The organism is Pseudophaeobacter profundi (genome assembly GCF_029697505.1).
Classification (GTDB): domain Bacteria; phylum Pseudomonadota; class Alphaproteobacteria; order Rhodobacterales; family Rhodobacteraceae; genus Pseudophaeobacter; species Pseudophaeobacter profundi.
This window is the reverse complement of the sequence record NZ_JARJEF010000006.1, coordinates 149,779-168,795: the sequence shown is the minus strand read 5'-3', so window position 1 is coordinate 168,795 and position 19,017 is coordinate 149,779. Positions and strand designations below refer to the sequence as shown.

Sequence of the window (19,017 nt, the reverse complement as noted above, 5' to 3'; positions counted from 1 at the left end):
AGACAAACACATGGCAAACGCAAAAGGCAAAATCACGCAGGTGATTGGCGCCGTTGTGGACGTGCAGTTCGAGGATGCCCTGCCGGAAATCCTGAACGCCGTTACCACGGACAACAACGGTAAGACACTGGTTCTCGAGGTTGCTCAGCACCTGGGTGAGAGCACAGTTCGGACCATCGCTATGGACGCAACCGAAGGTCTGGTTCGCGGCCAGGACGTGACCGACACCGGCGCGCCTATCTCGGTTCCAGTTGGCACCGCCACACTGGGCCGTATCCTGAACGTCATCGGCGAGCCTGTTGACGAAAAGGGCCCCGTAGAGGCGACCGAAACCCGTGGCATCCACGGCGATGCACCTTCCTTCGCTGATCAGTCGACCGCAACTGAGATCCTGACCACAGGTATCAAGGTTATCGACCTTCTGGCCCCCTACACCAAGGGTGGTAAAATTGGTCTGTTCGGCGGTGCCGGCGTTGGTAAAACCGTTCTGATCATGGAACTGATCAACAACATCGCGAAGGTGCACTCTGGTGTGTCCGTGTTCGCCGGTGTGGGCGAGCGAACCCGTGAAGGTAACGACCTTTACCACGAGATGATCGAATCCGGCGTTATCGTTCCCGATAACCTGGTCGATTCCAAAATTGCGCTGGTCTACGGCCAGATGAACGAACCTCCCGGTGCGCGTATGCGGGTTGCTCTGTCGGGTCTGACCCTGGCGGAACAGTTCCGTGACGACAGCGGCTCGGACGTTCTGTTCTTTGTGGACAACATCTTCCGCTTCACCCAGGCCGGTTCCGAAGTTTCGGCTCTGCTGGGTCGTATTCCTTCGGCTGTTGGCTACCAGCCAACACTGGCCACCGACATGGGTGCGATGCAGGAACGGATCTCTTCGACCAAGAACGGTTCGATTACCTCCGTTCAGGCCGTTTATGTTCCTGCGGATGACCTTACCGACCCTGCGCCTGCAACCTCGTTTGCGCACCTGGATGCGACAACCGTTCTGGATCGTGCGATCTCGGAAAAGGGTATCTACCCTGCGGTTGACCCACTTGGTTCGACATCGCGTCTGCTGGATCCACTGATCATCGGTGACGAGCACTACAAAGTTGCCACCGACGTGCAGCAGATTCTTCAGCGTTACAAATCGCTGCAGGACATCATCGCGATCCTCGGCATGGACGAGCTGTCAGAAGACGACAAACTGGCCGTGGCCCGTGCACGTAAGATCGAACGCTTCCTGTCCCAGCCGTTTGACGTTGCTAAAATCTTCACCGGTGCCGACGGTAAGCAGGTTCCGCTGGAAGAAACTATCGCATCGTTCAAGGCCGTTGTGGCTGGCGAATACGATCACCTGCCCGAAGGCGCCTTCTACATGGTTGGCGGCATCGACGAAGTGATCGCAAAAGCCGAGAAAATGGCTGCTGACGCGGCCTAAGGAGGGCCCTGATGGCTGATACCATGCAATTTGACCTCGTAAGCCCGGAGCGCAGCCTCGCTTCGCTTCAGGTGAACGCGGTGCAGATCCCCGGCGCGGAGGGTGACATGACGGCGATGCCGATGCATGCACCCACCATCACCACCCTGCGTCCGGGTGTCCTGCGGGTTGAAAGCTCGCAAGGCACTTCGGAATTCGTGGTCACTGGCGGTTTTGCCGAAATCAGCGCCGAGGCCCTTTCGGTTCTCGCTGAAAAGGCAATCCCAATGGATGAGATGACCCGCGCCCATCTGGACGAGCTGATCGAAGAGGCCCGCCAGACCTACAAGACCGCCAAGGAAGACGATCAGCCCCATGGGTTGGTCGAAGATGCAGCCAAGCTGTTGGCGGATATGGAGGCCCTGGGCACCCATATGAGCCTGTAACGGCGCATGTGATCACCTGCCTGGTGTATCTCTCTGCACTTTTAGAACCGGCCCTCCGTTGTGATGGGCCGGTTTTTCCGTATTGTTACCTTGACTGTATCAAGGGCAAAGACCGGGCCTACACACCGGCAAGCTCTGGTGCGTATGCGAGCGGAGCCGAGGGTGATGAAAAGACTACGCAATCTACATATCGGAATAGACCAGGGCGATCTGGCGCTGTTCTCTGAGTTTGAAGAGGGCGGCAGCATGTGGACCGGCGAGGGGGCACGCGAGCGGCGCATGCAGGTCCCCTTCAAACAGACCTATCGGCGGGTGCCGACGGTGCATGTGTCGATGTCGCTCTGGGATATGGACACCAGTGCCGCCATTCGCGCCGAACTGGTGCCCGAGAACATTACAACCTCTGGCTTTGACATGGTCTTTCGCACTTGGGGCGATAGCCGTGTGGCCCGTGTGCGTGCGGCCTGGATGGCCATTGGCGATCTGCCGCATGAGGATGACTGGGAGGTTGACTAGACCCTGTTGCGCAACCTGGAAGGAGATAAGCGGGCAGGATCTGCCCTGCATTTCACCGGGCCAGACCATAAAAAAAGGCCCCGCGCAGGATACTGCGCGGGGCCTTTTTCTTGTCTCATTCCTTGGCGTCAGACGCCGTTTGAATAAAGCGACTCGTAGATGGGAACCAAGGTCTTGTCTTCAAACAGCGAGGACACGGAGGTGCCGTGCCAGATGTTCAGGATCGCCTGGGTAAACAGCGGCGCTGTGGGCAGGATGCGGATGTTGGGTGTGTTCAGGATCTCTTCGCTGGGCTGAATGGAATCGGTCAGCACCAGAGATTTCATCACTGAGTTCGACACACGCTCAACCGCAGGGCCGCTCATCACGCCGTGGGTGATATAGGCGTGGACTTCCTTGGCCCCATTGTCCAGCAGCACCTGGGCGGCCTTGCACAGGGTACCGGCCGTGTCGCACATGTCGTCGATGATCAGGCAGATCTTGTCCTGCACATTGCCGATGACGGTCATCTCGGCCACTTCGCCGGCTTTTTCGCGGCGTTTGTCGACGATCGACAGCGGCGCATTGATGCGCTTGGCCAGTTCCCGCGCGCGGGCAACGCCGCCCACATCAGGAGAGACCACCATCAGATCATCCATGCTGTCCTTGAACTGGTTTTTGACATCCAGTGCAAAAATCGGCGAAGCGTAGAGGTTGTCTACCGGAATATCAAAGAAGCCCTGGATTTGCGCGGCATGCAGATCCATGGTCAGGACCCGCTCTACGCCGGCGCCGGTCAGCATATTGGCGACCAGCTTGGATGAAATCGGTGTGCGGGCCTTGGTGCGGCGGTCCTGACGGGCATAGCCGAAGTAGGGGATCACGGCGGTAATGCGTTGCGCAGAAGAGCGGCGCAGCGCATCAGAGATGATCAGCAGTTCCATCAGGTTATCATTCGCCGGATTGGAGGTCGGCTGAATGATGAACATGTCCTCACCGCGTACGTTCTCGTAAACCTCGACAAAGATCTCGCCGTCGTTAAAGCGTTCAACGCGAGCATCAACCAGACCTTGGTCGACACCACGGTGCATGCTCATTCGGCGGGCAATGGAAGTGGCAAGAGGGAGGTTGGCGTTCCCAGCAATAAGCTTGGGTTCGTGTAAAGTCGGCATTGGCTGATATCCCCGGCAGCAATGGCTATGTGACAGATTCGTGATCTTGCTCACCGCTTAACATGTGCGTAGCTTTCAGCCTAGTTCTAAGCGGGAGAAAACCACCATGGCCGTCATTGATTTCTACTTCTCGACCCTGTCGCCCTACGCATATCTGGCCGGAACCCGACTGGAAGAAGCGGCAGAGCGACAGAATGCGACGATCAATTACAAACCTTTGGACATTATTGCCCTGTTTGGTCGCACCGGTGGCACCCCTCCGAAGGATCGCCATATCTCGCGCCAGGAATACCGGGTGATAGAGATGCAGCGGCAGGCAAAAAAGAATGGGCTGGTGCTGAACCTCAAACCCGCCCATTGGCCAACCAACCCGGCGCCGTCGTCCTATGCGATCATTGCCGCACAGGCCGCAGGCGGCGGTGATATGGGGGCGCTTGTGCATGGGATCCTGCGGGCCGTCTGGGCGGAAGAACGCGATATTGCCCAGGACGATGTGATCAAATCCTGCCTGCAAGATGCCGGCTTTGACCCTGCACTGGCGGATAGCGGTCTCTTGGCCGGTGCCGAGACCTACGCGCAAAACCTAGAGGATGCCGTCAATGCCGGTGTCTTTGGTGTGCCGTTTTATATCACCGAAGATGGTGCGCGGTTCTGGGGACAGGACCGGATCACCGATCTGGAAGAACATCTTGCGGGCTGATACGGCTGGTGGGGATCAGATGAAGGATATCATTTTGAGCGAAGTTTTTTCCCGGCGTTTTGGGGCTGGGCCCCGTCAGGTTCTGGCGGTTCATTGTTCGCTTGCCCATTCGGGGGCCTGGCGCGGGCTGGCCACAGAGATGGAGCAGGAGATCACGCTCACCGCCTTTGATATGTTTTCCCATGGCCGCAGCCCGGATTGGGATGAACAGGCGACGGATTATCAAACGGCCAATGTGGCGGCCGGGCTGGCGCAACTGGGGGCCGCCGGGGTGCCGATGGATTTGATCGGCCATTCCTTTGGAGCCACCGTGGCGCTGCGCATGGCGCAGGCGCGTCCAGATCTGGTTAATAGCCTGACCCTGATCGAACCCGTGCTTTTTGCGGTGACGCGCCAGGACGCCCCCGATGCGCAGGCGGCACTAGAGGCCATAGAAGCCCCCTTTGCAGAGCTTTATGCCGCCGGAGACATTGAGGGTGCCACCCGGTTTTTTAACCGTATGTGGGGCACGGGCAAGCCAAAATGGCCGGATCTGACAGAGCAGGCGCGTGCGGCGATGATCCGCGCCATGGCAGTAGTCCCCAAGAGCTATGACACGCTATATCTGGACAACAACGGGGTGCTAGAGCCTGGGGCCTTGGCGGCTGTATCCATGCCGGTTCTGTTGCTCAGCGGCGGTGACAGCCAGCCGGTGATGCCGCTGATCAACGAAGGGCTGGCCCGGCGCCTGCCACAGGCGGTGAGCGTGGTTGTGCCTGAGACCGGGCATATGCTGCCGATCACCCATCCGACCGCGACCGCAGATCTGCTGCGCCGTTTCTGGGGGCAGGCTGCCCGCTAGAGCAGGGCCAGAAACTGATCCATCTGGGCTGTACTGATGGCCCAGTCGCAGACAAAACGCGCGGTGACCCGTTCTGTCAGATCACCCTCTAGCGGGCCATCCCACAGATGGTAGGCGGCGCCCGCTTCAAACAGGCGCTGATGGGTGGCACGGGGAAGGGCGGCAAAGATCATGTTTGCCTGCGGCTCATGCTGAAAGCTGGCCCCGGCCTGGCGCAGACCCGCCGCCAGATAAGCGCAGTTTGCATTGGCCTTGCGGGCGCTGTCGCGCCACAGGTCATCGCTCAGATAGGCCAGCATCTGTGCCGAAAGGTAACGATGCTTGGAAAACAGGTGGCCGCCGCGCTTGCGCCGTAGCTCAAACTCGCGGGCGTGTTTTGGATCAAAGAAGATCACCGCTTCGACCCCCATCAGCCCATTCTTGGTGCCGCCAAAGGACAGGGCGTCGACGCCAGCTTTCCATGTCATTTCAGCCGGGGTGCAGTCCAGGGCCACCATGGCATTGGCAAACCGGGCACCATCCAGATGCAGCGAAAGACCAAATTCGCGGGTCACAGCTGAAAGCGCCTGCAGTTCGTCCAGACTATAGAGCGTACCGCGTTCGGTGACCTGCGTCAGCGAAACAGGCCCACGCTGTGGCCCATGTACGCCGCGGGTTTCCTCTGCTGCGATGGTGGCGTACAGCGCCTGCGGTGTCATCTTGTCGTCACGCCCGGGCGCGCCAGGAACCAACGTCAGCTTGGCGCCGCCTGTGTAAAATTCCGGCGCATTGCATTCATCTTCGTGGATATGCGCGGTGGGGGTGCAAAAGATGGTTTCAAACGGCTGGCTCAGGGTGGCCAGCGCGATAGAGTTTGCCGCAGTGCCGGTAGCCACCAGATGCACCGCTGCCTCGGGCGCCTCGAAAATATCCCGCAGGCGTTTGGTTACTTCGGCCATTTCCGCATCGGCACCATAGCCCATGGCATAGCCTTCGTTGGCTTTTGCAAGGGCGTGCAGAACCTGGGCCGGAACCGGACCGGAATTGTCAGAGGCAAAGTACATCAGATCGGCTCCTCGATGATATGGTCTTCCCAGTCTTCTTCCGGGATATCGAATTCTGAAACGGTCCAGCCGCGCACGGTAACGCCTGCGGCATGGGGGCTATCGGGGTCGCCAGTCAGCAGGGGGTGCCACTGGGGCAGGGGCTTGCCTTGCCAGAGCAGCCGATAGGCGCAGGTCTGTGGCATCCAATAGGCATGGGTATCCAGGTTATCGGGCCGGAGCACGATGCATTCCGGAATGAACTGGTGGCGATTTTCATAATGGGCGCAGTGGCAGCTGTTGTCATCCAGCAGGCGGCAGGCCACGCGGGTCAGGGCGATCTCACCGCTGTCCTCGTCTTCAAGCTTGTTCAGGCAGCATTTTCCGCAGCCATCACAGAGAGCTTCCCATTCCTGTTGGTTGAGCTTGTCGAGCGGCTTCTTCTCCCAAAAGCGCGGCGTCAGCCCTCTGCGATCAATCCCGTCGCTCATGTGGTCACCTGCGGTTCAGCGGCAAGGATGGCGCGGGCACGGGCGCAATCGGCGTTCATCTGTTCAATCAGTGCCTCAAGCCCGTCGAATTTCATTTCCGGGCGCAGATATTCCACCAGCGCCACCGAAAGCGTCGCGCCATAGAGATTGCCTGTAAAATCAAACAGGAAGGTTTCGATATTGGGGTGGGCCCCGTCAAACATGGGTCGCACCCCAATAGAGGCCGCCCCCTGATAGCTGCCCTTATGTGGTCCATCCAGCACATCAACCAGCACCGCATAGACGCCGAAGGCCGGGGGATGCAGCCCGTCGATCGACATATTTGCAGTGGGAAAGCCCAGGTCACGGCCGCGTTGTTCGCCGCCGATCACCTTACCTTCGATCCGGTGCCAATGGCTGAGCATGGCCGCCGCATCCCGCGGTCGTCCCTCGCTCAGCGCAGTGCGGATTGCGGTAGAGGAAACGGTATGTTCTGAATGGGCCATCAAGGGCGCGATGGTGACGCCAAACCCCATTTCAGCACCAAAACGCTGCAGATCGGCGGCAGTGCCGCTGCGCCCCTTGCCAAAACAGAAATCAGCCCCCACCACCACATGGCGCAGGCCAAGCCCATCGGCGATGACGCGGCGGGCAAAGTCTTCCGGCGGCAGGCTCGACAGGGCGGCGTTGAAATTCAGCTCATAGAGCCGCTCTACCCCCAGTTTTTCCAACCGCGAGGCGCGGGCCTCGGGCGACATCAGGCGGAACGGTGGGGCGTTGGGGGCAAAAAAGGCGCGCGGGTGGGGTTCAAAGGTCATCACCCCCAGCGGGGCATCGGGGGCCGCGGCGCGGGCCTGCTCGATGACCGATTGATGGCCCCGGTGAACGCCGTCAAAATTGCCGATCGCAACGCTGGCGCCACGATCTTGCTGTTCTACGAATTGATAGTCTCGGATGATGCGCATGGCGTCTGCCTAGCGCCCTGCACTGGGGCTTGCAAGCACCGGATGGCTGTGCAGGCGGTGAAAGATGACCGGACTGCGGATCCGCCTTGGGCTACAGCCCCGCGCTGCAGGTGGCGCGTCAGTCGAACTTGCGCGAGGGGGCCATGACCATGGCTTCACCGACCAGAACCTTTTTGCCATCCACCATGCAGCGACAATCCAGTTTGACCCGGCGTTTGTCGATGACGATATCAGTGACTTCGACCTCGGCCAGGACCATATCGCCGGGCCGCACCGGGGCGAGAAATTTCAGCGATTGGCTCATATAGATGGTGCCATGGCCGGGCAGCTGTTCGCCAATGACCGCAGAGATCAGGCCGGCTGTCAGCATGCCGTGGGCAATGCGACCCTGAAAGATGGTGTCCTGAGCGTAAGCGTCATCCAGATGCACCGGGTTGCGATCAGTGGAGACCTGCGAGAACATCTCGATATCTTCGTCGGTGATCACTTTGCGGACAAAGCGCGTCATGCCCATCTCTATGTCTTCGATGCAGATGGTTCCGCGCGGCAGGTTATCCAACATTTGACCCTCCATGAGATCACCCTGACCGGGGCGGTCTTGCAATTTTCGAGCGCAAATATGCGCCATTTGGTAACTTTATTACTTTGCAGGTGCAGAAAATCAAGTGGTTTTTATGGCTGTTCCGGTGGTTCTATAGCCTGGTGCTGGGGGGCAGTGCGTGAAAGCTCGACGTCAGAGGGGGCGACGTCGAGCGAAGGAGGATGTGCCATAACTTTGAAAGTTAGGTGTTTTTTGCTACCGAAGAAACCCGATGCTGAAGGTTGGCGCTGCGCTTTCCTGTTCCAGATAGGCGGTGAGCGCTGCAGCATCTGGCTGGGTTGTTGTTTTTGTTTCACGGGCCGCCAGCCCGCCGGTGATAAACAGGGAATCAATTCCTTCGCCCATCGCGCCGGCCACATCGGTGTGCGGCCCGTCGCCAATGGCCAGAATGTCACCATCGGGAATATCGGTGCCCAGCTCGGCCAGACGACGACGGGCAAGGTCATAGATCGGCGGGTAGGGCTTGCCAAAGTAAAGGCTCTCGCCGCCCATCTCGGTATAAAGCCGCGCCAGCGCACCGGCACACCACTCCCGCTTTTCGCCGCGATCAACGATGATATCGGGATTGGCACAAAGCAGTTTCATGCCCATTTGTTTGGCCAGCATGAAATCGGCGCGGTTCACCTCTGGGTCGGCCATGGTATCAAAGGGGCCACAGCAGACGATGCCCTCGGCCTCGGCCAGGGGAACGCGGGTGATTTCGACCGGGTTGTGAATCACGTTCAGGGGCTCAAAAAAGCCGGCATCACGCTGCCATTCACCCATGAAATAGACTTTGCTGCCAACAGCGCCCGTAAACATCGCCGAACGGGCAGAATCGCCAGAGGTGGCGATGGTGTCATAGGCATCCTCTGGTACGCCAAATTCGGCCAGCTGCCCGGCCACCCCGGCGCGCGGTTTTGGCGAATTGGTCACCAGCACCACGATACCGCCACGGGCACGGTAGGCCTGCAGCGCGGCGACGGCTTCGGGAAAGGCGGTAACCCCATTGTGGACGCAGCCCCAGAGGTCGACAAAAAGCGCGCTGTAGCGGTCAGAGACCTCTGCGAGGGATTGGATGATGCGGGACATATATGCGCCTTTCCTGTCTGCGCCGCGCCGTCTGGTTTTGACGGGGCTAGGCTGTGCGGGGCTAAATATGACCGAGTTCCCCGGCCGATGCCACCGCGAAACGTGCAGGCCGCACTGGCGCAGGGGGAAATCGCCAGCAAACCGACATCCGGAAAAAGACGGGGAAAGCGCAGGCTGGGGCGGGTGGACCGGCGGCACCAAGGCGCCGCTGGCCAGAGATAACAAGCAGCGCTTAGGCGGCTTTTTTCAGCGCTTTTTTAGCGGCCTTCAGTTTTTCTTCCTGACGGGCAACCTTGGCTGCGCGCAGTTTGACTTCTTTTTTCAGGTCTTTGATTTTTGCTTTTTTGGCGTCGGCTTTTTTGCTCATGACGTTTGTCCTTGTCTCAAGTTTCAGAAGTAGTGTTGTCATGCTCACGCAGGAACCCACGGATGAAGCGGCGAATTTCGCGGGCGGCACTGGTGTCCAGCCCGTCGCACAGATCTACAAATGCGTCCCGCTCTTCCTTCGAGATCCGAATGATAAGCTGGGCATCCTTGCGGACCTTTTTGGTCTTTTCTGCTTTGGCCATCTGTGGCGGCTCCTAAGTAAGCGTGATTTTGTTACTGCAATGAATATCGTTTGTATATACATAAATTCCCCCGGTGGACGATTGTATCCGTCCCCAATCGAACAGGAGGGTATAAACAGGCTGGTATAAAACAGGCGGGCGCAAAAAGGGCGCCCCATTGGGACGCCCTGAAACAGTCAGCAGTCAGATGCTGTGGGTGACAGCCTGCTCATCAGAGTTTGAGGTTCGGAATGATCTGCTTTTTGCGGCTCATGACGCCGGGCAGGACAACCGAGTCGCCTTCAACAGTGACGCCAAAGCTCTTCTCGGCGACGGATTTCACCAGATCGTTGGGCACCATCAGGGTGGCTTCTTCGTTGAGGATATCCACCACAAAGAGCAGAACCTGATCAACACCGTCTTCGGTGGCCACGGTGGTCATGGTCTCCATCAGGCTGGCCTGACGGTCCAGCACCACGGCAGGAGCTGTGGTTTCCAGCACCGAGACGCGGAACTTGGTTCCCTCAACCGCGTATTCCTTGCTGTCCATGCGCAGCAGTTCTGCGTCCGAGAAGGACGAGACGTCGGATTTGGCGGCAAACATATCGGCGGCATAGGCGGCGATATCAATGCCCAGATCCGCGGCCAGCTTTTCGGATACGGCACGATCATGATCGGTGGTGGTGGGCGAGCGGAATTCCAGCGTGTCCGACAGGATGCAGGTCAGCGCCGCGCCTTTGATGGCTTCGGGCATCTTTGCCATGTCGTCACCGATCAGATCATACATGATGGTGGCGGTGCAGGCGAGCGGGCGGATGGTGATGTCGATGGGACCTTTGGTCTCCAGCCCGCCAACCAGTTTGTGGTGGTCGATGATGGCCTGAACGTCGGCGCCATTGATATTGGCGGGCAGCTCGGCGGGGTTGTTGGTGTCAACAATGACTACGGCCTGATCGTCGGCCACATCGGCGATGATTTCAGGTTTGTCCAGGTTCCAGCGCTGCAGCATAAAGGCGGCTTCGGTGTTGGGTTCCCCCAGCAGCTTGGCTTCGGCGGCGATGCCTTTGATCTCGTTCAGGTACCAGGCCCAGATGATTGGGGAGCCGGTGGAATCGGTATCGGGGGATTTATGGCCAAAAACTTGGACGGTCATGATGCTATCCTGTGAACAAAGGGGAGTTTGGCCGCCTTATAACAGGGTAAAACCACTTGTCACCCCACCAAGGCTGCAATGCGGCGCTTAGCCCTGTGCATGGCTTGTGCATCGGTCTGCACCGGCAATGCCGCCCGGCCGTCAGGCGCAGGGGCTGCGTGGCTATTTTGTTTTGCCAAACCTGCGGTTATGGTCGCGCGCATGGAGCGTGAAGATCAACTATATCCGCCTGTTAAGGCGCTGCTGCAATCCCAGGGCTATGAGGTCAAGGGCGAGGTCGGGGCAGCGGATGTGATGGCACGGCGCGGGCAAGAGGATCCGGTGATTGTCGAGCTGAAGTTGCGGTTTTCACTGTCGCTGTTTCATCAGGCGGTGACCCGCCAGTCGGTGACGGATCTGGTCTATATCGCAGTGCCGCGACCCAAGGGGCGGCAGTCGCGGCGGATGCTCAAGGATAATCTGGCCCTGTGCCGCCGTCTGGCGCTGGGGTTGATCACCGTGCTGCCAGATGGCCGCTGCGAGGTGCACTGCGACCCAGGTCCCTACGCACCGCGCAAATCGAAAAAACGCCAGCAACGGCTGCTGCGAGAATTTGAGCGCCTGCGCGGTGATCCCAACGCAGGCGGAGCCACCCGGCACGGCATTGTCACAGCCTATCGCCAGGATGCCCTGCGCTGTGCGGCCTATCTGGCCGAAGCAGGGGCCACCAAGGGATCCGAGGTGGCAAAGGCCACGCAGGTTGCCCGGGCCACAGCGGTGATGGCGGCCAATCACTATGGCTGGTTTGAGCGGGTGTCGACGGGCATTTATCAACTGACCGATGCAGGCAGCGCCGGGCTGACGCACTGGGCCTATAGCTGGGAAGGCACCGGTGGCGACTAATCGCCAAGCCGACGCGGGACCAAGAAGGCGGGCGCCTATGGAAGAATGCAGTCCCTATGATTTTACTGATGTTATAAATTACTATTAAAATTAAATGGCTTAGCTGTGTTCTCCGTGGCGCGGGGCCTGGGCGAAATCGCCGAAGGCGCTTGGGGCTGGGCCTGGCGGCATAAGGCGTGATCGGTTTCACTGCTTCCCCGTTGCGCAGCGGATGCAAGAAAAATGAATCCAGTGGTTGACTCACTCTGTTTTGGCTCCTAGCTATTCGATCGTTAGCACTCACCAGTCTTGAGTGATAACGCCTCTTGCAACGCGCAGGAGGGAACAGAGATAACAACCTTTGAGCCTATAAAGGAGCTGCAAAGATGGCCTTGAAACCACTCCACGACCGCGTGTTGGTTCGTCGCACCGAAAGCGAAGAAAAAACCTCTGGTGGGTTGATCATTCCTGAATCCGCCAAAGAAAAGCCCAGCGAAGGCCAAGTCGTCGCAATCGGCGAAGGCGCACGCAAGGACAGCGGTGAACTGATCGCGATGGCCGTTTCGGTTGGCGACAATATCCTGTTTGGCAAATGGTCCGGCACCGAAGTCACCGTCGACGGCGAAGAGCTGCTGATGATGAAGGAAAGCGACATCATGGGTATCATCGAGTAAGCTTTGCCGCTTCTCTGATCTCATATCACGCTTATTTACAAAGATTTTCTCGAGGAGAATAAAACATGGCTGCTAAGGACGTCAAATTTGACACCGATGCCCGTAACCGTATGTTGGCCGGCGTCAACATCCTGGCCGATGCTGTCAAGGTAACCCTGGGCCCCAAAGGCCGTAACGTGGTTCTGGACAAGAGCTTTGGCGCACCACGCATCACCAAAGACGGTGTGTCGGTTGCCAAGGAAATCGAACTGGAAGACAAGTTCGAAAACATGGGCGCCCAGATGGTGAAGGAAGTTGCTTCCCGCACCAATGACGAAGCGGGCGACGGCACCACCACCGCCACCGTTCTGGCCCAGGCCATCGTCAAAGAAGGCCTGAAGCAAGTTGCAGCCGGTCTGAACCCAATGGACCTGAAGCGCGGCATCGACCTGGCAACAAGCAAGGTTGTTGAAGGCATCAAAGCAATGGCCCGCGAAGTCAAAGACTCCGCAGAAGTTGCTCAGGTTGGCACCATCTCCGCCAACGGCGAAGCTGAAATCGGCCAGCAGATTGCTGACGCGATGCAGAAAGTCGGCAACGAAGGCGTGATCACCGTTGAAGAGAACAAGGGTCTGGAAACCGAGACCACTGTTGTCGAAGGCATGCAGTTCGACCGCGGCTACCTGTCGCCTTACTTCGTGACCAATGCTGACAAGATGGTTGCAGATCTTGAAGACTGCATGATCCTGCTGCACGAGAAGAAGCTGTCCTCGCTGCAGGCGATGGTGCCTCTGCTTGAGCAGGTGATCCAGTCGCAGAAGCCTCTGCTGATCATTGCTGAAGACGTCGAAGGCGAAGCGCTGGCAACTCTGGTTGTCAACAAACTGCGCGGCGGCCTGAAGATTGCGGCAGTGAAAGCACCTGGTTTCGGCGATCGCCGTAAAGCCATGATGCAGGATCTGGCCATTCTGACCGGCGGTCAGGTGATCTCCGAAGATCTGGGCATGAAGCTCGAGTCCGTCACCATGGACATGCTGGGCACCGCCAAGAAGGTCGAAATCACCAAAGACGAAACAACCATCGTTGACGGTGCAGGTTCCAAGGCCGAGATCGAAGCCCGCGTTGGCCAGATCCGCGCCCAGATCGAAGAAACCACTTCCGATTACGATCGTGAAAAGCTGCAGGAACGCGTTGCCAAACTGGCAGGCGGTGTTGCCGTGATCCGCGTTGGCGGCATGACCGAAACCGAAGTGAAAGAGCGCAAAGACCGCGTTGACGATGCCCTGAACGCAACCCGTGCGGCTGTGCAAGAAGGCGTGATCGTTGGTGGTGGTGTTGCTCTGGTTCAGGCAGGCAAGGCGCTGGAAGGTCTGGAAGGCGCAAACGCTGATCAGACTGCAGGTATCGTTATCGTGCGTAAAGCGATTGAAGCACCCCTGCGTCAGATCGCCGAAAACGCCGGTGTTGACGGTGCTGTGGTTGCTGGCAAAGTACGCGAAAGCGACGACAAGAACTTTGGCTTCAACGCGCAGACCGAAGAATATGGCGACATGTTTGCCTTTGGTGTGATCGACCCTGCCAAAGTGGCACGGACTGCCCTGGAAGATGCAGCCTCGATTGCTGGTCTGCTGATCACCACCGAAGCCATGGTTGCGGACAAGCCATCCAAAGACGGCGGCGCAGGTGGCGGCATGCCCGACATGGGCGGCATGGGCGGCATGGGCGGCATGATGTAAATCACGCCATCCTACCGGATGAATTGGGGGTCGCCTTTGGGCGACCCCCTTTTTGTTGCGCGCAGTCCTGCCGCGACGCCATCGCACCCCGCTTCACAGGGCTGCGAGTGTGGTTGCGCTGTCGTGCCCCCTGGGGTAGCGATCTGCTGACACGACATATCTGTGCCGGAATTCCCGGTCCGCGCGAGGCCCCGTGATGCAGCTGATCATACTGGTTCTTCTTGTCTTGATTGCCTTTGCGGCCAATTCTGTGCTTGGCCGGATGGCGATCAGTTGGGGCTATATGGATGCGCTTGGCTTTGGGCTTTTGCGGCTGGCTGCGGGCGCGGTGATGCTGTCGAGTCTGTGCCTGTTGCGCGGCGGTCATGGGCTGCGACAGCCGCTCTGGGCCAGTATCCGCGGCGGTGCGGCACTGACGCTCTATATGATTGGGTTTTGCCTGGCCTATCAGGGGCTTGATGCAGGGCTTGGGGCCTTGGTCCTGTTTGGTGTGGTACAGATTGCGATGTTTGGCTGGGGGGCGCTGCGTGGCAACCGGGTTGGCGCGGGGCAATTGGCGGGAGCCGGTCTGGCCTTTGTGGCGCTTGCCTATGTGGTCTGGCCGGACCAACAGTTGCAGGTGCCGCTGTGGGAGGCGGGCCTTATGGCACTTAGCGGGCTTGGCTGGGCCGCCTATAGCCTGCTGGGGCGTGGCGTGCGCGATCCGATTGCGGCCAGCGCGGTCAATTTTCTTTGGGCCACCGGGCTGATGCTGCCCTTTGTCTGGCTGTTCCAGGTCGAGGCGGTGATTTCTGCGCCGGGGGTTGCCCTGGCGGTTCTGTCCGGTGCGGTGACCTCGGGGCTGGGCTATGCGCTGTGGTATCGGGTCCTGCCGCAGCTGCAGCCCGCCGTGGCTGCAACAATCCAGCTGAGCGTCCCGGTGATTGCCATCCTCGGCGGTGTGATCTGGTTGAGCGAGCCCCTGGGGCTGCGACTGGTTCTGGGCACGCTTGGGGTACTGGCCGGCATTGCCTTGGTGATCTGGGCGCCAAGGCTGGCCAATTTCAAACGGGCCTGATTTGGGGTTTTCTCATCCCGTGCAAGCGCCTATCTGAAGGGTATGCAACCACTGACCAAAACCCTTGTACCGGCGGCTCTGTTGTTGGTGACCCAGCTGACCCCGGATCCGGCAGCGGCGGATTGTGTCGTGCTGCTGCATGGGCTGGCCCGCACCGAGAGCTCTTTTGTGGTGCTGGAGCAGGTACTGGAAAAACGTGGCTACCAAGTGGAACGGCCGGGCTACCCTTCTACGGAACACACCATCGCAGAGCTGGCGGCGCAGACCCTGCCAGCCGCGATCACCGCCTGCGGCAGCGATCAGCCAATCCATTTTGTGACCCATTCCATGGGGGGAATTTTGCTGCGCTATCATCTGCAGGATCCGGCGCACCGGCCTGCAAGCCTGGGGCGCAGCGTGATGCTTGGGCCGCCGAACCAAGGCAGCGAAGTGGTGGACGAGCTGGGAGACTGGGCCGTCTTTGGCATGATCAACGGACCGGCGGGCGGCAGCCTTGGCACCGGCCGTGACAGCCTGCCCAAACACCTGCCGCCAGTGGATTTCCCCTTGGGCGTTATCGCTGGAAACAGATCTATCAGCCCGGTGTTTTCGGCGATGATACCTGGTGATGATGATGGCAAGGTCTCTGTCGAGAGCACGAGGGTTGACGGCATGCTCGATCATCTCACGCTGCCTGTCACCCATACCTTTATGATGAATGATCCCTTGGTGATGACCCAGGTGCTACAGTTTATCGAACAGGGCGCATTTGACCCGGAAATTACCTGGATAGAGGGCCTGTCCGAGGTGATGGAGGGAACCTGCCTTGGCGCGGACTGTGGCTATGGGCTGCCGAATATCAGATAGAAGGGCATAGACCGATGACATTGCAAGAACTGCGCCTTCAGGGCGGTGATGTGCTGACCCCTGCGGGACTGGAGCGCAATGGAGAAATTGGCCTGGCGCAGGGGCGGATCAGTGCGGGCGGCTCTGGCCGTGCAGTCGATCTGTCGGGCTATCTGCTGCTGCCGGGCATCATTGATGCCCATGGCGACGGGTTTGAACGCCACTTGGCCCCCCGACGCGGCGCCATGAAGCAGATGGCCGAAGGGGTTGTCGCCACCGAGGCAGAGCTGGCCGCCAATGGCATCACCACGGCGGTTCTGGCCCAGTTTCACAGTTGGGAAGGGGGGCTGCGTAGCCCCGACTATGCCGGCCAGGTCTTTGCCGCCCTGGCCGAGGTTCGCGGCGATCTTGTGACCGATCTGATCCCGCAGCTGCGTTTTGAAACCCATATGCTGGACGATTATGCAGCGCTGCCACAGAAAATTGCAGACTGGGCCGTGCCCTACATCGTTTTCAACGATCACCTGCCGCATGACCGTCTGGCCCAGGGTAAAAAGCCGCCCCGGCTGACCGGACAGGCGTTGAAGGCTGGACGCAATCCTGACAGGCATTTTGAGATGCTGCTGGAGATGCACCGCCGCAGTGGCGAAGTCCCTGCCGCCCTAGAGGCGCTTTGTACGCAGTTGCATCACCTGGACCTGCGCATCGGCAGCCATGATGACCAGACTGCGCAGGACCGTGCCACATGGCGCGCACGCGGCGCGCTGATTTCCGAGTTTCCCGAAACCCAAGAGGCCGCCGAGGCGGCGCGGGCAGGCGGCGATCATATTATTCTGGGCGCGCCCAATGTGGTGCGGGGGGGCTCGCACAAGGGCAACGCCTCGGCGTTGGATCTGATTGCCATGGGGCTCTGTGATGCGCTGGCCTCGGATTACCATTATCCTAGTCCACGTCGTGCGGCCCTGATGCTGGCGCGGGCCGGACTGCTAGATCTGGGCGCGGCCTGGGGCCTGGTCTCTTCCGGGCCTGCGCAGCTGCTGGGGCTTTCTGATCGGGGGGATTTTTCCGTGGGAAAACGTGCTGATATGGTGATCCTGGACAGGGCAAGCGAGCGGGTCGCGGCCACGCTATCGGGCGGGCGGCTAAGCTATATGTCTGGCGAGATCGCAACACGGTTCATCGGGTAGCTTGTCGCAGATCAGGTTTGCCTGTCTGCGCCGAAAGACCAAGCGCCCGCCCTCAGTCGAGAGCGGGCGCTTTGCCTGTGCCATGAGAGGGATGTCACTTTTGCGCGCGGATGATCCGGTTCACATGGGCCATCTTGCGGCCTGGCTTGGCCTCGGCTTTGCCGTATAGGTGCAGGGCGCAGTCGCGCTCTTGCGCCAGTTCGGGCAGGCGGTCCATATCGTCGCCGATGAGGTTTTCCATCACCACATCCGCATGACGCTGCCCATCGCCCAGGGGCCAGCCTGCCACCGCGCGGATATGCTGTTCAAACTGATCAACCGCGCAGCCATTCTGCGTCCAGTGGCCAGAATTATGCACCCGTGGCGCGATTTCATTCACCACCAGCCCCTGTGGGGTGACAAACAGTTCGACGCCAAGCACACCGACATAGTCCAGCGCGTTCAGCACCTTGGCGGCAAGCAGCACCGCATCCATCCGCTGCCCCGCGCTAAGGCGTGCAGGCACGGTGGTGGTGTGCAGGATACCGTCGCGGTGAACATTTTCACCGGGGTCATAGCAGGCGACTTCACCGGTGATGCCGCGCGCCGCGATGACAGAGACCTCGTGGCTGAAGTCCACAAAGCCTTCCAGCACAGATGGGGCACCTGCCATGGCCTCCAGCGCGTCACCCGCCTGGTCAGGCGACATGATGCGGGCCTGGCCCTTGCCATCATAGCCAAAGCGCCGGGTCTTGAGGATTGCAGGCGTGCCGATCTCGGCCAGCGCGGCATCTAGGCTGGCGGTATCTGTGATATCGGCAAAGGCGGCGATTTTCAGATCCAACCCCTGCAGAAAGGTCTTTTCGGTCAGGCGATCCTGTGAAATTCGCAGCGCCTCGCGGCCGGGCCGAATGGGGCGATGCGCCTCCAGGGTATCCAGCGCGGCGGTGGGGATGTTTTCAAATTCATAGGTGACCACATCCACCGCATTGGCAAAACGCAGGAGCGCCTCGGTGTCCTCATAGCCGGCGGTGGTCACCTGATCGGCAACCTGGCCTGCGGGGGGATTGGCACCGGGTTCAAAGATATGAGTCTTGAAGCCAAGCCGCGCCGCCGCAACCGAGAGCATGCGCCCCAGTTGGCCGCCGCCTAGGATGCCAATGGTCGAACCGGGTTTTAACGCATCAGTCATCAACGGGTTCCTCTGGGATAGAGGCCGACAGGGCAGCGCGCCAGGCGTCCAGCCGTTCGGCCAAGGCCGGATCCTGCAGTGCCAGAATGCCCGCAGCCATCAGGCCCGCATTGGCGGCGCCGGCGGCACCGATGGCCATGGTCGCCACGGGAAAGCCCTTGGGCATCTGCACGATGGAGTAGAGCGAATCCACCCCCGACAGGGCGCGGGTCTGAACTGGCACGCCAACAACGGGTACCCGCGTTTTTGACGCCACCATGCCTGGCAGATGCGCGGCCCCTCCGGCCCCTGCAATGATCACCTGCAGACCGCGATCCGCTGCCGATTTCCCATAGGACCAGAGCCGATCCGGGGTGCGGTGTGCCGAAACGATCTTTGCCTCATAGGGGATGCCGAGTTCATCGAGAAGCGTGGCGGCCTCTTTCAGGGTGGGCCAGTCGGACTGGCTGCCCATGATGATGCCCACTTTGATGTCGCTGGGGGTGCTTGGCATGTGTTTTGTCCTGTCATGCCGCAGATTCCACGCGGGGAAGACTGCTTGGGTGGAAGGAGTGCGCACTATAGTCAAACTTGTCCATGGTGCAATGCGACAATGCGGTGATGTGCTGTAGAGGGCGGCTTGCCCTTGA

22 protein-coding genes are annotated in these 19,017 nt (G+C 59.6%); 11 read left to right on the top strand and 11 right to left on the bottom strand.

Going from position 1 to position 19,017, the window contains the following annotated elements; genetic code table 11:
* The first annotated feature begins 10 nt into the window (after positions 1–10).
* The 3 genes from atpD (at position 11) to P2081_RS11795 (ending at position 2,376) form a co-directional block, all read left to right on the top strand.
* Positions 11–1,435, top strand: coding sequence for a F0F1 ATP synthase subunit beta (atpD, locus tag P2081_RS11805; RefSeq protein ID WP_278923069.1), 1,425 nt, complete (start codon positions 11–13; stop codon positions 1,433–1,435).
* An 11-nt stretch (positions 1,436–1,446) separates the two neighbouring features.
* A complete protein-coding gene (locus P2081_RS11800; protein WP_278923068.1) occupies positions 1,447–1,860 on the top strand; it encodes a F0F1 ATP synthase subunit epsilon in 414 nt (137 codons plus the stop codon).
* 165 nt (positions 1,861–2,025) lie between these two features.
* Positions 2,026–2,376, top strand: coding sequence for an H-type lectin domain-containing protein (locus P2081_RS11795; protein ID WP_278923067.1), 351 nt, complete (start codon positions 2,026–2,028; stop codon positions 2,374–2,376).
* A gap of 128 nt (positions 2,377–2,504) precedes the next feature.
* Here the strand turns inward: P2081_RS11795 and P2081_RS11790 are convergent, their stop codons facing one another.
* The gene (locus P2081_RS11790; protein ID WP_278923066.1) at positions 2,505–3,527 is read right to left on the bottom strand and encodes a ribose-phosphate pyrophosphokinase; all 1,023 of its coding nucleotides are present in this window, start codon (positions 3,525–3,527) and stop codon (positions 2,505–2,507) included.
* Positions 3,528–3,633: 106 nt separating this feature from the next.
* Between P2081_RS11790 and P2081_RS11785 the strand changes: the two genes are divergently transcribed.
* Both P2081_RS11785 and P2081_RS11780 read left to right on the top strand, forming a co-directional pair.
* Positions 3,634–4,227 carry a 2-hydroxychromene-2-carboxylate isomerase gene (locus P2081_RS11785; RefSeq protein WP_278923065.1) on the top strand — a complete coding sequence of 198 codons (594 nt, stop codon included), beginning with the start codon at positions 3,634–3,636 and terminating at the stop codon, positions 4,225–4,227.
* A 19-nt stretch (positions 4,228–4,246) separates the two neighbouring features.
* Positions 4,247–5,068 carry an alpha/beta fold hydrolase gene (locus P2081_RS11780; RefSeq protein ID WP_278923064.1) on the top strand — a complete coding sequence of 274 codons (822 nt, stop codon included), beginning with the start codon at positions 4,247–4,249 and terminating at the stop codon, positions 5,066–5,068.
* Here P2081_RS11780 and P2081_RS11775 read toward each other — a convergent pair.
* From P2081_RS11775 to P2081_RS11740, 8 genes are all read right to left on the bottom strand, one after another.
* The gene (locus tag P2081_RS11775; RefSeq protein ID WP_278923063.1) at positions 5,065–6,111 is read right to left on the bottom strand and encodes a threonine aldolase family protein; all 1,047 of its coding nucleotides are present in this window, start codon (positions 6,109–6,111) and stop codon (positions 5,065–5,067) included. The two genes, P2081_RS11780 and P2081_RS11775, sit on opposite strands and share 4 nt — an antisense overlap.
* A complete protein-coding gene (locus P2081_RS11770; RefSeq protein WP_278923062.1) occupies positions 6,111–6,581 on the bottom strand; it encodes a YcgN family cysteine cluster protein in 471 nt (156 codons plus the stop codon). Before P2081_RS11770 ends, P2081_RS11775 begins: the two co-directional genes overlap by 1 nt.
* Positions 6,578–7,525 carry a bifunctional riboflavin kinase/FAD synthetase gene (locus tag P2081_RS11765; protein WP_278923061.1) on the bottom strand — a complete coding sequence of 316 codons (948 nt, stop codon included), beginning with the start codon at positions 7,523–7,525 and terminating at the stop codon, positions 6,578–6,580. The genes P2081_RS11770 and P2081_RS11765 overlap by 4 nt, the downstream gene beginning before the upstream one ends.
* Positions 7,526–7,643: 118 nt before the next feature.
* Positions 7,644–8,087, bottom strand: a complete 444-nt coding sequence (locus P2081_RS11760; protein WP_278923060.1) for a MaoC family dehydratase — start codon at positions 8,085–8,087, stop codon at positions 7,644–7,646.
* A 234-nt stretch (positions 8,088–8,321) separates the two neighbouring features.
* The gene (locus P2081_RS11755) at positions 8,322–9,197 is read right to left on the bottom strand and encodes a TIGR01459 family HAD-type hydrolase (RefSeq protein WP_278923059.1); all 876 of its coding nucleotides are present in this window, start codon (positions 9,195–9,197) and stop codon (positions 8,322–8,324) included.
* Between the two features lie 232 nt (positions 9,198–9,429).
* Positions 9,430–9,564, bottom strand: a complete 135-nt coding sequence (locus P2081_RS11750) for a hypothetical protein (protein WP_278923058.1) — start codon at positions 9,562–9,564, stop codon at positions 9,430–9,432.
* A gap of 16 nt (positions 9,565–9,580) precedes the next feature.
* Positions 9,581–9,766, bottom strand: a complete 186-nt coding sequence (locus P2081_RS11745) for a hypothetical protein (protein WP_278923057.1) — start codon at positions 9,764–9,766, stop codon at positions 9,581–9,583.
* Positions 9,767–9,977: 211 nt separating this feature from the next.
* Entirely contained in the window at positions 9,978–10,898 is a 921-nt protein-coding gene (locus P2081_RS11740; RefSeq protein WP_278923056.1) for a manganese-dependent inorganic pyrophosphatase, read from the bottom strand.
* A gap of 201 nt (positions 10,899–11,099) precedes the next feature.
* On the opposite strand from P2081_RS11740, the gene P2081_RS11735 reads away from it, so the two are divergent.
* The 6 genes from P2081_RS11735 to P2081_RS11710 all read left to right on the top strand — a co-directional run bounded on the left by P2081_RS11735 (position 11,100) and on the right by P2081_RS11710 (position 17,217).
* Positions 11,100–11,780: a DUF2161 domain-containing phosphodiesterase gene (locus tag P2081_RS11735; RefSeq protein WP_278923055.1), complete on the top strand. Its 681-nt coding sequence runs from the start codon at positions 11,100–11,102 to the stop codon at positions 11,778–11,780.
* 365 nt (positions 11,781–12,145) lie between these two features.
* Positions 12,146–12,433 carry a co-chaperone GroES gene (locus P2081_RS11730; protein ID WP_278923054.1) on the top strand — a complete coding sequence of 96 codons (288 nt, stop codon included), beginning with the start codon at positions 12,146–12,148 and terminating at the stop codon, positions 12,431–12,433.
* Between the two features lie 65 nt (positions 12,434–12,498).
* Positions 12,499–14,148 (top strand): chaperonin GroEL, encoded by a 1,650-nt coding sequence (gene groL / locus P2081_RS11725; RefSeq protein WP_278923053.1) that lies wholly within the window; start codon positions 12,499–12,501, stop codon positions 14,146–14,148.
* Positions 14,149–14,344: 196 nt separating this feature from the next.
* Positions 14,345–15,205 carry a DMT family transporter gene (locus P2081_RS11720; protein ID WP_278923052.1) on the top strand — a complete coding sequence of 287 codons (861 nt, stop codon included), beginning with the start codon at positions 14,345–14,347 and terminating at the stop codon, positions 15,203–15,205.
* A gap of 42 nt (positions 15,206–15,247) precedes the next feature.
* A complete protein-coding gene (locus P2081_RS11715) occupies positions 15,248–16,051 on the top strand; it encodes an esterase/lipase family protein (RefSeq protein WP_278923051.1) in 804 nt (267 codons plus the stop codon).
* A 14-nt stretch (positions 16,052–16,065) separates the two neighbouring features.
* Positions 16,066–17,217, top strand: coding sequence for an alpha-D-ribose 1-methylphosphonate 5-triphosphate diphosphatase (locus tag P2081_RS11710; protein WP_278923050.1), 1,152 nt, complete (start codon positions 16,066–16,068; stop codon positions 17,215–17,217).
* Between the two features lie 94 nt (positions 17,218–17,311).
* Here the strand turns inward: P2081_RS11710 and P2081_RS11705 are convergent, their stop codons facing one another.
* Both P2081_RS11705 and purE read right to left on the bottom strand, forming a co-directional pair.
* Positions 17,312–18,388, bottom strand: a complete 1,077-nt coding sequence (locus tag P2081_RS11705) for a 5-(carboxyamino)imidazole ribonucleotide synthase (RefSeq protein ID WP_278923049.1) — start codon at positions 18,386–18,388, stop codon at positions 17,312–17,314.
* Entirely contained in the window at positions 18,381–18,881 is a 501-nt protein-coding gene (purE, locus tag P2081_RS11700) for a 5-(carboxyamino)imidazole ribonucleotide mutase (protein ID WP_232405190.1), read from the bottom strand. Before purE ends, P2081_RS11705 begins: the two co-directional genes overlap by 8 nt.
* Positions 18,882–19,017 lie beyond the last annotated feature (136 nt).